General features: G+C 36.5%; 11 protein-coding genes. 1 reads left to right on the forward strand and 10 read right to left on the reverse strand.

Translation table 11 applies throughout. The features are described 5' to 3' along the window. Nucleotides 1–165 precede the first annotated feature (165 nt). The 6 genes from KO495_RS16755 to KO495_RS16780 form a co-directional block, all read right to left on the reverse strand. Nucleotides 166–5,466, reverse strand: coding sequence for a hypothetical protein (locus tag KO495_RS16755; RefSeq protein WP_215981557.1), 5,301 nt, complete (start codon nt 5,464–5,466; stop codon nt 166–168). Nucleotides 5,467–5,535: 69 nt separating this feature from the next. Continuing rightward, nucleotides 5,536–6,552, reverse strand: coding sequence for an HNH endonuclease (locus tag KO495_RS17770; RefSeq protein WP_215981558.1), 1,017 nt, complete (start codon nt 6,550–6,552; stop codon nt 5,536–5,538). Further along, on the reverse strand, nt 6,549–7,202 hold the full coding sequence (locus tag KO495_RS16765; RefSeq protein WP_215981559.1) for a hypothetical protein: 654 nt from the start codon (nt 7,200–7,202) through the stop codon (nt 6,549–6,551). The genes KO495_RS17770 and KO495_RS16765 overlap by 4 nt, the downstream gene beginning before the upstream one ends. A gap of 114 nt (nt 7,203–7,316) precedes the next feature. After that, nucleotides 7,317–8,465, reverse strand: coding sequence for an HNH endonuclease (locus KO495_RS16770; protein WP_215981560.1), 1,149 nt, complete (start codon nt 8,463–8,465; stop codon nt 7,317–7,319). A 3-nt stretch (nt 8,466–8,468) separates the two neighbouring features. Further along, nucleotides 8,469–9,002 carry a cold shock domain-containing protein gene (locus tag KO495_RS16775; protein ID WP_215981561.1) on the reverse strand — a complete coding sequence of 178 codons (534 nt, stop codon included), beginning with the start codon at nt 9,000–9,002 and terminating at the stop codon, nt 8,469–8,471. Between the two features lie 56 nt (nt 9,003–9,058). Next, entirely contained in the window at nt 9,059–9,661 is a 603-nt protein-coding gene (locus tag KO495_RS16780) for a class I SAM-dependent methyltransferase (protein ID WP_215981562.1), read from the reverse strand. A gap of 170 nt (nt 9,662–9,831) precedes the next feature. Between KO495_RS16780 and KO495_RS16785 the strand changes: the two genes are divergently transcribed. Then, nucleotides 9,832–10,170 carry a hypothetical protein gene (locus KO495_RS16785; protein ID WP_215981563.1) on the forward strand — a complete coding sequence of 113 codons (339 nt, stop codon included), beginning with the start codon at nt 9,832–9,834 and terminating at the stop codon, nt 10,168–10,170. A gap of 22 nt (nt 10,171–10,192) precedes the next feature. Here KO495_RS16785 and KO495_RS16790 read toward each other — a convergent pair whose 3' ends face one another. From KO495_RS16790 to KO495_RS16805, 4 genes are all read right to left on the reverse strand, one after another. After that, nucleotides 10,193–10,588, reverse strand: coding sequence for an antitoxin Xre-like helix-turn-helix domain-containing protein (locus KO495_RS16790; protein ID WP_252739034.1), 396 nt, complete (start codon nt 10,586–10,588; stop codon nt 10,193–10,195). Beyond that, entirely contained in the window at nt 10,589–10,933 is a 345-nt protein-coding gene (locus KO495_RS16795) for an MbcA/ParS/Xre antitoxin family protein (RefSeq protein WP_215981564.1), read from the reverse strand. It abuts the gene before it with no gap. Nucleotides 10,934–11,012: 79 nt separating this feature from the next. Next, on the reverse strand, nt 11,013–13,070 hold the full coding sequence (locus KO495_RS16800; RefSeq protein ID WP_215981565.1) for an ATP-dependent helicase: 2,058 nt from the start codon (nt 13,068–13,070) through the stop codon (nt 11,013–11,015). Further along, nucleotides 13,067–14,041, reverse strand: coding sequence for a hypothetical protein (locus KO495_RS16805; protein WP_215981566.1), 975 nt, complete (start codon nt 14,039–14,041; stop codon nt 13,067–13,069). Before KO495_RS16805 ends, KO495_RS16800 begins: the two co-directional genes overlap by 4 nt. Between the last annotated feature and the right edge of the window lie 287 nt (nt 14,042–14,328).

Raw genomic sequence — 14,328 nt, forward strand, 5'->3', positions numbered from 1 at the left:
CTTTTACTTCTATATGTTAAATGATTAATTTTATAGTTAATGATCTTTTTTGATGTGCTTAAAAACAGGCTTGGACATATACTAAGGAGCATGTTATTCAAACCAAATCTTGTATGCTAGCCTTAGTCAGACATTTTGAGTGAGTGTTATGTAAGATCTGAGAGATTACATCTCATTATTTTCAAAATATTCATTTAAAATAGCCATTGCCATTTTATTTTGACGTTCAGCCATGAGTCTTATTATTCGTAACAGTGCTCTTTGTGTTACAGGCGGAAGTTTATTCAACTCGCCAATATCATCCAAAACCAATTTAACCAGTAAAACGAGCTGTTCTTCAGCGTTTTTATCGGTTTCATTTGAATACCACGTTAGCTCTTCCAAACAGGTATCAATCCATGTCAGCCCTTGATGTCTTATTTCAAATGCACTACGGGTTCTTAGAAAACGTAGTAACTTAACTAATGAGTCTAGTGATAATCTTTTTGACGCATGTACATCAAGATGGTTACTCATTCCTTTAACAATATCAGCATGCTGTTCATTCCAAATAAAATCAATTATTATCTGATTCAAGCCAAAAATAGCATCCCAAATATCCTCTAAATACCTTTTGCTTCGATCAATTTGTTGCCAATTTTTATTGCTCAGTGCAAATTGAATCATCTCGTTCCAATGTAATAAAAACACTGAACTGTCTGTTTTTTCATCATTCAACGCAGAGAACCATTCATAAAAGAAATCATCAATCCAAAGGTGTGCTGACGACCCCAACTCAAGTAGAGGTTGCCACAAGCTTCTAGCCTCTTCAGTGCTGTCACAACTTAAGATGATGCCTGGTAATTTTCCTAGTAACCATTTATCAAACTCATAAGGCATCCCATCAACTTCATCAACTTTCTGAACACCATAATCCATTTGCCATAAAATAGTTTGACTACACTGTTTCCAAAAGCTCAACCAATATGATTTTTCGGTGGAATTGATGGCCCTATCTAATGTTGGTAACCAATCATAGACACGCTTTATAACGGCAAAGTCAATACCTGTTGACCGAAGATGTGCTTTCCTCTGGCCATATTCTTCGCTTATATAGATCTCATTAGAAAAAGTGTGATCTAGTGACTTCCAAGCAGGTATTTCAAAAGCTAAAGTTCCATCAATGAATTTATGAAAATAGTTATTAAATTCTGAATAGAGCTGTGCAACAGATAGCTTTTCTTCTCCATGTATCTCATTTGAGGCTATTAAGATCCTTTCTCTATAAACAGCCCAAACTGTCGCTAGGTGAATTAATCGATAAAAATCGTCTCCAAATTCAGCTCGCTGATCAGACACTACATTAAAGAGTCTCTCAGTCGTCTCATAGTGAAAGCTAATACACAAGTGACCTATTGCAGCTCTAATATCTTTATCGTCCCGATACTCTATCCACATGAAGGGGATCACATCTGCGCAAAATCTATCCCATTCAAAATCCATAGATGATTCAGCAATACGCAGATCCATTTCTGGCTGCTCAAAAACACAGCCTAATATAGTCTGATAACACCATTCTTCATATTCTCCCCATATATCATTAAGTTGATTTTTATATGTATATAATACTGCTGCCAAAGCGCATTTTGTTCTCACCAGTTGTAATTTTCTATCAACGTCAGCGTCTTTAAACTCCAGTTTGGCGAATGTCTCCAAAGGACTTATCATATTTTCTGAGCTAGGCTCCGTCCCCTTATCAATCAGTTCTCTGCATCGCATTGGAATTACTAAGAGTGATTGCGTAATTTCATTCTCCTGACTTTCAGCAGCCCATTTATCCTCTAAAACTTTAGGGGGAGTATATATAAGGCTATATTTATGCGATTCGACCTTTTGATAGCCCCAGTTTGACAAATCTAATTTGTGTAACAAATTAAATGTTAAAGGATAATAGGGGTTCTCTTCTGCTGTTTTATCCAACCAGGATTTAAATGCAGGGAGTACTTTAGAAGTAACTGTTTTTTTAAACGCCTGATCTTCTATCATCATTGGCAGTATTAAACTTTCAATGTCTGTTTTTCGGTAATCTCGTAAATGCCATGCTTTAGCAGCATTGATTTCTCTTTTAGTTTGTCGATGAGAAAAACCTATCATCTGATGTCCTTCGCTATCTCCAATATGGTAGAAGTCATAGTTAAATAGTTCAGGGATCCTAAGAAAGTCAGCGCAAACCCCTTTAAAGAGTGGAGTCGATTTTTTAGCCAATTGTAAACAAACACCAACTATGGCCATAGAGTGACTATGGGTTAATAAATGATTAATATCATCACTAATATCCTGGTCATCATCTACTTTATCTGACAACCACTTTTCTAAGGCCATTAACGCACATACCAATAGTTTCGGTGGCGGAACTGTAGCTCTACAAGCATACATCCACCGACGTTCACCAATCCATGTTTTTGTTTCCCCGTTTAACTCAATATCTAACGTCAAAAGGAGGTTTTCATTGGCAATTGACTCATGGCCATTCAATTTTTCCTGCTCTTTGTCCTCTAACCATTTATTAGTCGCTATTTCGGTTAGCCTTAGTATTACTCTCATACCTTCATTTGGGGATACGGATAACAAATGAAAAAATGGACCTTTATCGAAAGAAACAGGAAAAAGATTCAGGTTATCAACCAAACCATATTGTTTGTCTCTTGATGAATGGAAGCTGGAGAATCGCTTACCACCTTCTCTTATACATAATGCCAAGATGATAATTGCCGCCTTATCAGCTTTTTGTACAATCAAAGGCAATGAATGCATGGTATGTAAAAAAAAGTACCTGAAATCCCCATCAACAGAGAAAACAGGCCCATCTGCTGATGATGGGAAAAACACTTCCTCCCCATAGATAGTATTCATTTCTAACGATTGAGCCTCTAATTCTTCAATCCTTTTTAGCCATACGGGATCGGTAATTGGTTCAGGTGCTGGATCTGATGGTAAGGCTGTTGTTGGCTGGGCCAAACCGCTGGCACAATAGGAAAGCTTGACAATATCATCCATATTTTCATGTGATGCAGTAAAAGCAGTTTGATAAAAAAATGGCGCTTTTTCATCATCATAATTTAGCCAACGATTGTTATCATGCGAACGACGATGCTGATTGTGTTGTAGTGCTTTCCAACCCATTTTAATAGCCATATCGGCTAGAGTTTTTCGATAAAGTGTACTTTTTGGAGTGTGCCTTAGCCATGTTTGACAAATCTGCGCAGTTTGGCTCGGTACCAACTGAATAAATTCGCTTTGTTTAGATTCTATTACAGTCAAAAAACCGTACCAATAATTCATTATTGGACGTCTATTCCAAGTCATGGCAGCTAAAGAGTCAGCACCTAACTTTTCCGTTAACTTCATAGTTAACGGATCGGGTTGAGTTGCAACGAATAGAAACCGTTTTAAGAGTCTTTTCAATAAACTGGCTTTATCATTAATCAGTTCAGGCCAAAGCCTTGTAATGATAACTCCAGGTTGGGATGAGTAAATAATAGATTCAAGTAACAGATCAGTAGTTAAAAACCATTCTTTATTTGCAAGTGATGTTTTGATCAACTTAAACCAAATACTCGTGTCTTGGTCTTTTTCTAAAAGATGGAGCCCTAATAATGTAATGGCTCTGTACCAACTAGGCAGGTTTATTTTGCTGAAAAGGTACTCCTGATCCTCTTCCAAGTTCATCCATAGCACTCTTTGCTTGAACCAATCCAAGAAAAGGTCATGGGAAAAACTTATACGCCCTTTATTTCTTTGGCAAATACCATCTTTTTCTAAGCCTTCTAATACTATTAAATCAGCGGTAGGAAATTTTGTACTTTTTATTGATGATAACAATGTGTCTGCTAATTTTTCAGCCAGAGTTAATGAGAAAGCTTCTCGCATTGCACCATCACTCTTATCGGTAAACTCAGCCTGCCAATACCACTCGATTAAATCAGCTTCACTTGTCCATTTTGATGTATCTGGAAGCTGAACGAAACCACTGAATAGATCAATGATTTTGGGCCGTTTAAGTAATGGTTGTAATCTGCTTGATTGAAATATTTTACCAAACTGTGGAAAAATAGAAATTACTTGATTGATTTCGTCTTCAGTAAAATTTTCAATTGTAAACGGTTTTGCTTTGGTAATTTCACCAATATGATTAATAAGACCACGTTGTAATGTTTCCCAACGAGATTCTTGGCAAGTTATAAGTAATTTGAAATTTTTCCGAAGTAACAGTGGTTTGAGTAATTGCCCTGCTGTTGCATAGTAGTTATCGCTTATACGGTCAAGACCATCAATCACTACAAGATAATCATTAAAAGGTAGATGTTCAACCAAATCAGACCATTGGTGCTCTATGTTAAGTTTTTTGGCAGCTTGGTTAAGGTTTTTACTCTCAAGAAGGTAGCTATCAAGCCAGAGTGTCTTTCCGTTAAACTCATTATGCGCAATTGATTTTGCCAATACAGATTTACCAGCTCCAGATTCACCAACCATAACGATTAAGGGATGTTGTTTGAGTTCAGCTTTTAACTTGTTTCGTAACACAAACCTGTCAACAGCAAGACGGCCACCGATTAAATGAGGTAAATTATCTTGTGCATTCTGGCTATACTTTTCAATAATATTGATATCATTAAAGTAGTTAGGATAGCCTTTGAATGAAAACTCATGACTTAATTGATGAATAAATTCTGTATTATTTAGTGAGCCTTCGTTCACTCTGGTCGATTTAACCATCAGGTGTAATCGGTCAAAAAGGTTCTGCGCTAACCCGAGCTTAGGATCCTTTAGAGCATTCTGACAATTCAATAGTGACTGACTGAAGTCATTGGATTGTTGCTCATGTATATCTGATGAAAATATGACAAGCCTTTTAAGTAAATTATCATGATCGATAGCTTTAACTGAATGGTTATCTTTCAAATCACTTGGACAAGAAAAACTGTTATATAAGTCAGTTATATCTTTTGAAAATTGTCCGTCCTTCATCTTGACCGATAATTCATCATCGATTGAGTGCTGGACTTTACTTAATAGTGAATTCAAGGAGTTTTTTGCTGCACCTGATAATGGGCTGGTAATAATGCCTAGATAGTCATATTTCCTATCAAACAGTTTATTGCCATCATAATGCAAATAATGACGCCAAATGGCCTCTACGAAATCGACAGGCGCTTTTTTGGCTGTAAACTGCTTATTACTTTTGATCGAAATTGCACAATTAACGTCTCGGCCATGTTCTTTTAGTGTTAACAGAATATCATCTAGTAGCCAGCCAATGTTTCCGACTTGGAAGCTGATTTTTTTTATCTCACCCGTGCAAACCGAAGAAAGCGGCAATGCGCAGAGCATACGACTGGATAACCAACTAGCCACAAGGTCTTCAAAATCAAATCCTTTACCGCTGGTTAATTCTGAAGGAGCCAGATAATACGGGTTTGTTTTCACTTTAAATGCATCCTTGATTTTATTGTTTGAGTATAAATTATGGATATATGTTTAAAAAATATTGTCTGATTAAGTTTCATCAAAACTAGAATCAATCGAGGATTTACAGATCTTTTGTTGTATCTCTTCCACGGTTCTTGTTTTACCGCCATAGTGAATCACTGCATGGCAATTAGGACATAAAGGGATCAGATCATTCTTAGGATCAACTTCATATCGGCTATTTACCTCTGAAACCGGAGTTAAATGGTGGACATGAATATAGCCATAGAACTCATTCCCATAAATCTCTCCAAAATCAATATCGCATACCTTACATCGAGATCCGTGATGTTCGATACAGGCGAGTCTCGCTTTTTTGTTTCGTTCATATTTATTGACTTGGATAGTGCGCTTAGCACCTTCCCACATTTTGTCAGTAGTTTCTTCAGCCAGAGAAATAGTATCGTCTACTGACTTAGCAATGACAGTAAACTTTAATTTTTCTAAGATAGGTCTTACCGTATCATTTCCACCACTAAAGTCATTAGACTCAAGGGGGTTACTAAATTGATAACCGAATGCGGCTCCGAATATGGCTTTAGAGTCATATTGTTTCCCTTCATACACTAGGAAAAATTGACGTGCTTTCCCAAAACCATACTTAGATAAAAACTCCTTTCTTCCTACTGAGTCAAACTCATCAATTGCTTTTATAACTGCATTTCTACTCGTCAGTTCTTTGTAGTTAGGTTTAATTGGTAATGCCCCCTCTATGCTCTGTTCTGTGTTTGAGTAAGAAAGACTAAGCCAAGGTTTGCAACTACCACACTCTTTTGAAAAACGACCGCTAGCATCTCCTTCGTCTTTTGCCCACTGTCGTACTTCGTTGATATTGACAGAACAAACTTTAATATAATTACGCTCCGTAAAGCCACCTTGTTCTGCGTTTCCTTGTTGCGCTGTAACATACGAGCAATTAGCTGTGTGTAAAACCCTATAATCTAATGGTTTACTTATAGATGTGTTTAAAACAAATCCATCTTTGTTATCGCGGAGCCAATTCAGATATCCCTGTTCATCATTAATGAATTCTATGTATTTCACTTATTAGATCCTTTATCTGCATTACGTTGATACATATTGTTAATAATTATAGAAATATCTTGAAAATAGCATAAAACATCGTTGTATAACGACTTTGAACCATGCGCAAAACTATTTCTAATGCCAGGTAAGGTTTTACAAAGCATGGCAACGTAATCCCATTTTACATCATACTGAGATTCGTCTATTTCACTGTCGTCCCATTCGTATTCTTGTAAGTTTTGATCTTCCATTATTTTAGAAATCTTCTTTCTATAGACGTTTTCTGCTTCTAGTTTGTTTCTGTTATGCCACATTGGAAAGTCACTATTAACTATCAATCGACGGTCTTTTAGGTATTGCATATAAATACTTAAGCCAGCTCTTGGCCCACGGCCATTACGTTGTTTACTTTTGATGTACCTTTTGAGTTCTTCCTCACCAATACATTCTTTAATTGATAGCTCTAAAACTGAATATAATTGCTGTTGGGCAATATTGTAAAAACGATAAACGTGAAAGGCATAAAGATAAAGGTTTCGGGCAGTATCATATTGTGTAGTTATTTCTTCGGGTACTTTAGAGTCGAGTTTAAACAGTTCAATTTCATTAAATAATGTTTCAACTGAAGTCACACCAAAATAATGATTTCTTACATCGGCTGCCCCCATATTAATAGGTGTTCTAAGACAGTCCGTTGGGTAAACTAATTTGCTTGTAGCGTGTTGTTGTTGGTCTTTTATTAGTTCTAAATCGTTATTCATAATGCTGCACTACAACTTCATCTATTGTTTGAACCTGCTTTCACGGTGAAAAGCTAAGTAATCTTGGTGTTGCTTGGCGAGCAGAACATTCATATCTGCATGTATGCCAAGCGCTTGGTATTCTTCTAGGTGATCGGATATCAATATTCTCCCCCGATCATCGAAACTGATATAACCTAAATCAAACGCTTTATCGATATTGGCCAGGAGCAATAATCCATTGAATGGATCTAAGCGCTCTTCATTGTCTGATTTAGACCACGGTTTAATATGTGACGCGATTAAAAACGAGTAGTTTTGAAACTTAGTTACTGCACAGCCCTGCCAATGATTAATTAAATCTTCTCTAAATCGTCCTTGCCCTACACGGGTATTTACCATGACAGCCTTTTGCGTATCAGGAATAGTTTTATCTAGGATGATTTCATCAATGTCATGTTGTACTTCAGCTTGCGTGATGTCTGATAAAAAGGCTCTGTAGCTTTTAATGGCCGCGCTATACATGCCATTGCCACGTTTATCTTTTTCAACAAACTCTCGCACTTCATAAGTCTTACTGACGATATTTTCGTACTCCACAAACGAGCCAACGCTAAGTAAGCTTTGTTTAGTTACACCGGCATCGTTTAACCAATTAGGAATAGAGTTTTTCAGCGCTCCCACATAGTTCTTAATGGTTTTATCTGACTTACCAATGGATTTAGCCCAGCGACCATATTGGTCTTCGAGTGTATCTAGGTTTGCTGTTAACGCATTTCTTAGTATCGGCGCTGTGTTTGGACTTTTAAGGAAATCAAAAAGTGCTTCATCAAGGTAAGCAAAGTTAACAAGCTTACGTATATTGGCATCTGTTGCTGATTTCTTTTTTATTGATTCAAACGCTGGTTTATTTTCATTTGATACGTCTAAGTGCCAAAGCCCTGAAGACTTTAAATGATAAAACGGTAAGAACGGGCTATCAGCGTCATTGCCTTGTTTTAATCTTAAGAAGTGCCAGCTAAAGCGCTTCTTCAGTGTTTCATCATAGTAAATACGGTTATCTTGGATATGACCTTGTTCGATTAAGTCCATAACAGCAAACATCATACAAACCTTATGAGGCTTGGCTCTGCCAGATGATTTATCTGGCCTAATGCTTTGAAGTTTGTCGTTATAGAATGCCAGTGTCATTAGTTAAAACCTTGAGTCGTTTTCACAAGGTATACCATCATGGTCACCATCCATTTTTGTATTAGGACAATGTTTGGTGAAGAACTCAGCTTCTGCACGAGATGTCATTTGGCTGCAATGCTGGCGTCCATCACAGGTAAAGTGCTGTGTTGGAGTAATCTTTGTTGGTATTGACGTTGGTGTAAATTGTGTTTGCGGTGCTTGGTTGCTTTTACCTAAATCAAGGCGCTGAAACGTGAATGCAGCGATAGCGACAATGACGGCAGCATAGATAAATTTATTGCCTGAGCGAGGTTTATAATTTTTTGAAACCTTAAAGGATGAATTAGCTTTTACGCTTTCAATACAAGCATTGGTCGCTCTAGACTTCCCTTTATGCTGCTCAACATCAAAATGAATGAAGTCGCCTTGCTTAGGCTTTCTGCTCATATGCTTGAGCGCAGAGATATGAATGAAGGTGTCTTGCTTTAATTCAGAACACTTTATAAAGCCAAATCCTTTGGCATTGTCCCACTTTGTTAACTGACCTCGGTACATCACAATCCTTGTTTCATCTTCAATGATGAAATAGTACCAAGGAACAATAATAAAATCTAAGACTTACGTGTAAAAACTACAGTTTCCCAACAAACATCAGGACGATTAAGTTGGTCTGTGTCGTTATCTGTGTGTAGCACGGTTAAATTGAACGCTTTTGCTCCTTCGATTAAACGTGTGCTATTTACATCAAATGCCTTTCTTCCATCATTGAACTCACCGTGTCTTAAGGTAATAACGAGTATGCCTTCATCATTTAATAATGAACTTAATCGCTTTAAACTTTGGCGCTGTTGTTCTTTAGATAAGTGCATCCAAACAGCACTTATTAGAATTACATCGTAGGTATTTTCATTTAAAGAAGGTAACTCAGGCAAAGTATCACTTTTCCAGCTGACTTTATCGCCAGTTAGAGCTATCCCTTTATCCATGAGGGGTTGTGCTGGCTCGATTGCGGTAACGCATAACCCGAAATCATGTAATGCGAGAGCATCTCGTCCACTTCCAGCCCCGATATCTAACGCTGTTTTGTATTTTGATAAGTTTATAGAACTGAGCCAAGATTGATGAACGACATCAAATGAAAGTGACTGGTATTGGTCAAATAATGCTGTTGCATTATCACTATAAAACGAGATGTTATTGTTAAGCTCTTCCATTGGCTGTTCTCGTTTGCTTAAAAAAGATAACTGCTTCTATTTGTTAGTCATTTTAAGGATAAATTCTATTGCTGTAAATACAGCACGGAAACTGTTTGGTGTTATAGGTTTTAATTTTCGAACTTGGTAGTATCATTGATATAAACCTTACGCTTTTATGCAATTACCTTTTGAAAATTTTATTCCTATGCACTGCTAACATCCAGCGCTCTAGAACTGCTGAGGACCACTTTCGTGAAAATTACCCAGAGCACAGCTATAAATCAGCTGGGCTTAGTGAAAAGTATTGCAAGCAGCACGGAACAACAGTTTGTACTACAGAGCTGTTAGATTGGGCTGATATGGTGTTCGCAATGGGGACTATGCATTTACAAAGGATTGAAGAGTATGCCGGCAAATATTATCTAGACAAAGTTGAGAATTTAACTATCGAGGATGTTTATCAATACATGCAACCTGACTTGGTTAAAACACTTGATACACATGAAAAGCTTCAGTTTTTAAAATAACTGGTGGAAACGAACACTGGTTTTACATCTCACTCTTCATGCTATCAATTCGTTTATAAACCTCATACAAAATACCGAAATTTCCACTGCATATTAAAGACAATGGGCTTCTACCATTAAAATATGGATTATTATTTACCATGCTCATAAAACCATATACGTTTTTAGGGTTTGAGAACATCGTTCGAAGCGAGCCATGAATGTTAGCAAGATAACTAATGCGTTCAAGTTGGTCGTTAGTCAGCTCAACATTAACAGGGTCAGTGTAAGTCTGAGTAAAAGTGTCTTTTGAAACACCTATAACAGCTTGCTTTTGTGACTCAGAGCAACCCCACTTTTCAAGAATATTCAGACCCAGCTTAAAAGCAGCGCTATGATTGATACTTGGTGAATATTTGTTTGCAGTATTTGTAATCATTTATGAGATATCTCCCATAGCCAATCTATCCAATAGCTCAAATACTTTATCTTTTCCTTCGTCAGTTGAAATCAGCTCAATTGCCGCTTTCCCCAGAAAAAATGCTCTCTTAGTGCTCAACCATTTAGAAGCTAATTCATCTGTTTTAACTATGTCCAATACACGTTCATAAATATCATCGGGCACATCAGTGTTATGACTTTTCCATAAATTAACCTGCTTGCCTATACCAAACTCTACGTTATCGCCTTGAGAAACTGACAACTTTTCAATCACTTGTGATGGCAACTCTAGGAGCAACTTTCCTTCAATCTCTTTGACTTGGCTTGTCAGTTTGTTTTTCATGAAGCCGCCTATGATTAATTGGTGTTAATTAATCATAGGTCAAACCACGTGAACTGTAAATATATACAGCACTAAAAACCTAAGAGGCACTAGATAGTTTTGCTAGATATAGCCTAGAGCGAGGAGAAAGGTTTAGTTGAGCTTTAGGCTCTTTTATTTTAGTTATCAATTCATTAGCGATAACCGTATCCATCTCAAAGACAAATCGTGTAGCTTCAATTTCCTTTTTTGGCGTTGAAGACCAACCTTTTCGGTTCCAATCATCCAAGAGTTTATCTTTAGGGACAATTAGGTGTAAATGCTTAATTGCTCTGGTTATTGCAACATAAAATAGCCGCCTTTCTTCTTTAAGTTCATCATGAACCTTCGTTTGCAAAGACGCTAATTCTTTGGGTACTGATGGTTCATTGCTTATCCCTGGATAAGCGTTATCTTCTAAGCCGATGATGATAACGTTATCCCACTCTAAGCCTTTAGAGCCATGCATAGTAGTTAAATGGTATTTCACATTATCTTCTTGATATTCTTTTGGCGTAATTAGGATAGTTAATAAATCAGCAATCGTAATTTGGAAGGTATTCAAAAGTTGCAGCATAAAGCTAATACCGCGTAGTTGATCGTTTGATTCTCTACGCAGAATTGATGATTCACTAATATTTGAAAATAGGTCCTTTTCATTGATGAATTTGTACACTTCTGAGGCATCATCTTCAGCTTTAAATGAATTCTGTATATCTTTAAGTGAATTAAATATCTTGTGGTTAAGTCTATGTTTTAAATCGACAGAATCTTTAATGACTTTATAAAATTGCGTTTTATCCTTTGTAATGGCCTCAGTTAACTCATTGAGCATACCTTTTGGCAACCTGAATCCAAGCTGTTTGAGGAAATTCTTTATTAACGGTTTAAAGCTTTTAATTGGACTTACTCTATTAAAGTCACCATCTATGGCTAAACACATTAATAACGCAAATAGTGTAATTTCAGGTCGGGAAACAAGTTTTTGTTTAGATGTCTTTACGCTATAAGGCAAGTTTAGTAGTTGAAGAACAATCTCCGGCTCTATAAGGTCCGCATTAGACCTTGCAATAATAGCAGTAGAGTCAGTTGTCGAGTTTTTTTCACAATACTGGATAATTTTTAGGAGATTCCCTCCTTGGTGAATTGAAACTTCTGTATCAGCATTGTTAGGATGACTTATACAAAAACTATCATCTGAATAGTTATTATCAACCTTGTTTTTACTAATAACAGAGTTAGCGACATACGCCAATTGGTGCCCATATCTAAAGGTATATGATAGGTTGTAAACTTTGCTTTCTTTAAAGTCTCTTTCGAATATTCCCTCAATAAAATCAGGACGACTGCCTCGCCACTCATATATGCACTGGTTAACATCTCCGACAACCATTACGCTTGTACTTTGCTGAGTTATTCCTTTTATTAATTCATTCTGTATGTAATTAACATCTTGATATTCATCAACAATTACTTGGCTAAAAATTGGAGTTGGGAATTGATTAGAACGAAGTAATTGAACCGCCTCAATCAATGAATCATCAAAGGTTCTAAGGTTATATTGCTCCAATAACTCACAATACTTTCGGTATGAGCGTTTATTGTTTGTATCCACATCTTTGTAGTTAGGGTCATTTTCTAAATCATCAGGCGTCAATTCTTCTAAGCGCCAGTTTGAAATGTTTAACTCTAACTTCTCGATATCATTATTATCAACGTAACTACCTTCGATTTGATTTCCGAATAAGTAGCACTCTCTTAATAAACCTTGGTATTTATAATCTTCCGGCCTGAGGAGTGTTTTTCGCTTTATTAATTTTGATTTTTGCGCTTCTTGAATTAACTTAAGAGCATAGCTGTTGAATGTTCTTACTTCTGGAGAATAGGCTAAGTTATATTTGCTAATCGCAACGTTTAGTTTATCTTGAAAACTTACTTGTGCAGCCTTGTTGTACATTAGGATAAGTATGCTTTGAGGGGGAATGCCTTTCGTAAGCAAGTTAGTAACACGCATTATCAATGTAGTTGTTTTACCACTACCAGGTACGGCTTTAACTAGTGCATGACCATGGATATGCTCTGCTATCTTTCTTTGTTCTTTTGTTAATTTCTTACTCATACTTCTACTACTTTATAATACTTACAGACTTTGGCCTCTGTGTAAGGAACGCTACTGTGTTTTATTGTGCAACTAACTTGTCCATCGTCCCAACCTGAAGCATTAGTACATTTTAAACAATTGGAATAGATGTTTCCTGGATCCATTTCTTTTACTAAATTGATTATGCTTTCCGTCTTAATACGCTTATCTAGAGCAACCGGCCAACAATTGTTAAGCGAAAGATCGTCTTCTGATAGATGGTTAAACGGTTTTTCGAGTTTGTTTAAACGACCACTGGCACTCAGAGTCCAAGTTTCAAACTTGTGAGAGGTTAAATTACAGTTTTGATGGCACTCTTTAACTGATTTTTCTTTTGCGCTGAAGTTATATAAGGAGATGTTAATATCGTTGATAGAGAAGTCAGACTCTTGAATATACTTAATATCATTTTCATCATTCACTGATATTTCAATGATTGGAATACCAGAAGCAATCTTTTCTTCCGTGCATTCATGCGTAACAAAAATTTCGATATAACATTTGCTGTCATTATCAGTATTAACCAACATGACATCTGGGGTGAAACCTGTGCTTTTATCGTATAGCTCTAAAATCGCTTCATTAAATAAACTTCTTAGATTGTATTTGGCTTCAACTAAATTAGTACAACTAATACTGTCATCCTGTAAAAATGATTTCTTTTTACTCTGGCAAGTTATAGCTCGTTTCAGAATAAGGGCTATAGGGTCTTTAAAATCATTAAACCTATTATAAAAGGCATTTTTAGCGGCATTGTGAAGGTAGCTTTCGTAACTACAAGTCGCATTATTATGACGAAAATGATGAACGTTAAATTTACCTTGGACCGCGACCATTTCTTCACGACAACCAGGACAAGTGTATGAGTTATGCTTTATAACATTTGATATGTGGGTCAACATACCTGAGCAATCATTCGCATAGGCGTACTGGGCAGAAGAAACTACCATTTACTACTCTTCCATGAACACTGTATTTCTATAGAAGTTAATCTTTTCATTAAACATGGATTTTATCAACGGTAATAGCCACTAATACCTCTAATTCTGATTTAATAGTCCATATTTTATAAATCATAAAGCTCGTTATTTTGATTTATAAATTCCAATGATTTAAATCATCTTAATCGTTTTGAGCAAACGGGTGCGCTTTCTGGTGCTCTTCTTTTAATCCACTAATGGTTACGAAAGTATATTCTTGTGTAGTGGATAAGTAGTTTTGGACTTTTTTTACAAGA

Origin of the sequence: Colwellia sp. D2M02, assembly GCF_018860755.1 — a bacterium.
Classification (GTDB): Bacteria; Pseudomonadota; Gammaproteobacteria; order Enterobacterales; family Alteromonadaceae; genus Colwellia; species Colwellia asteriadis.

Bases quoted from the DNA above. Each gene is read 5' to 3' on its own strand.
- KO495_RS16765 (WP_215981559.1), bottom strand. From the start codon at position 7,202: ATGGGGGCAGCCGATGTAAGAAATCATTATTTTGGTGTGACTTCAGTT.
- KO495_RS16770 (WP_215981560.1), bottom strand. From the start codon at position 8,465: ATGACACTGGCATTCTATAACGACAAACTTCAAAGCATTAGGCCAGAT.
- KO495_RS16775 (WP_215981561.1), bottom strand. From the start codon at position 9,002: ATGTACCGAGGTCAGTTAACAAAGTGGGACAATGCCAAAGGATTTGGC.
- KO495_RS16780 (WP_215981562.1), bottom strand. From the start codon at position 9,661: ATGGAAGAGCTTAACAATAACATCTCGTTTTATAGTGATAATGCAACA.
- KO495_RS16790 (WP_252739034.1), bottom strand. From the start codon at position 10,588: ATGATTACAAATACTGCAAACAAATATTCACCAAGTATCAATCATAGC.
- KO495_RS16795 (WP_215981564.1), bottom strand. From the start codon at position 10,933: ATGAAAAACAAACTGACAAGCCAAGTCAAAGAGATTGAAGGAAAGTTG.
- KO495_RS16800 (WP_215981565.1), bottom strand. From the start codon at position 13,070: ATGAGTAAGAAATTAACAAAAGAACAAAGAAAGATAGCAGAGCATATC.
- KO495_RS16805 (WP_215981566.1), bottom strand. From the start codon at position 14,041: ATGGTAGTTTCTTCTGCCCAGTACGCCTATGCGAATGATTGCTCAGGT.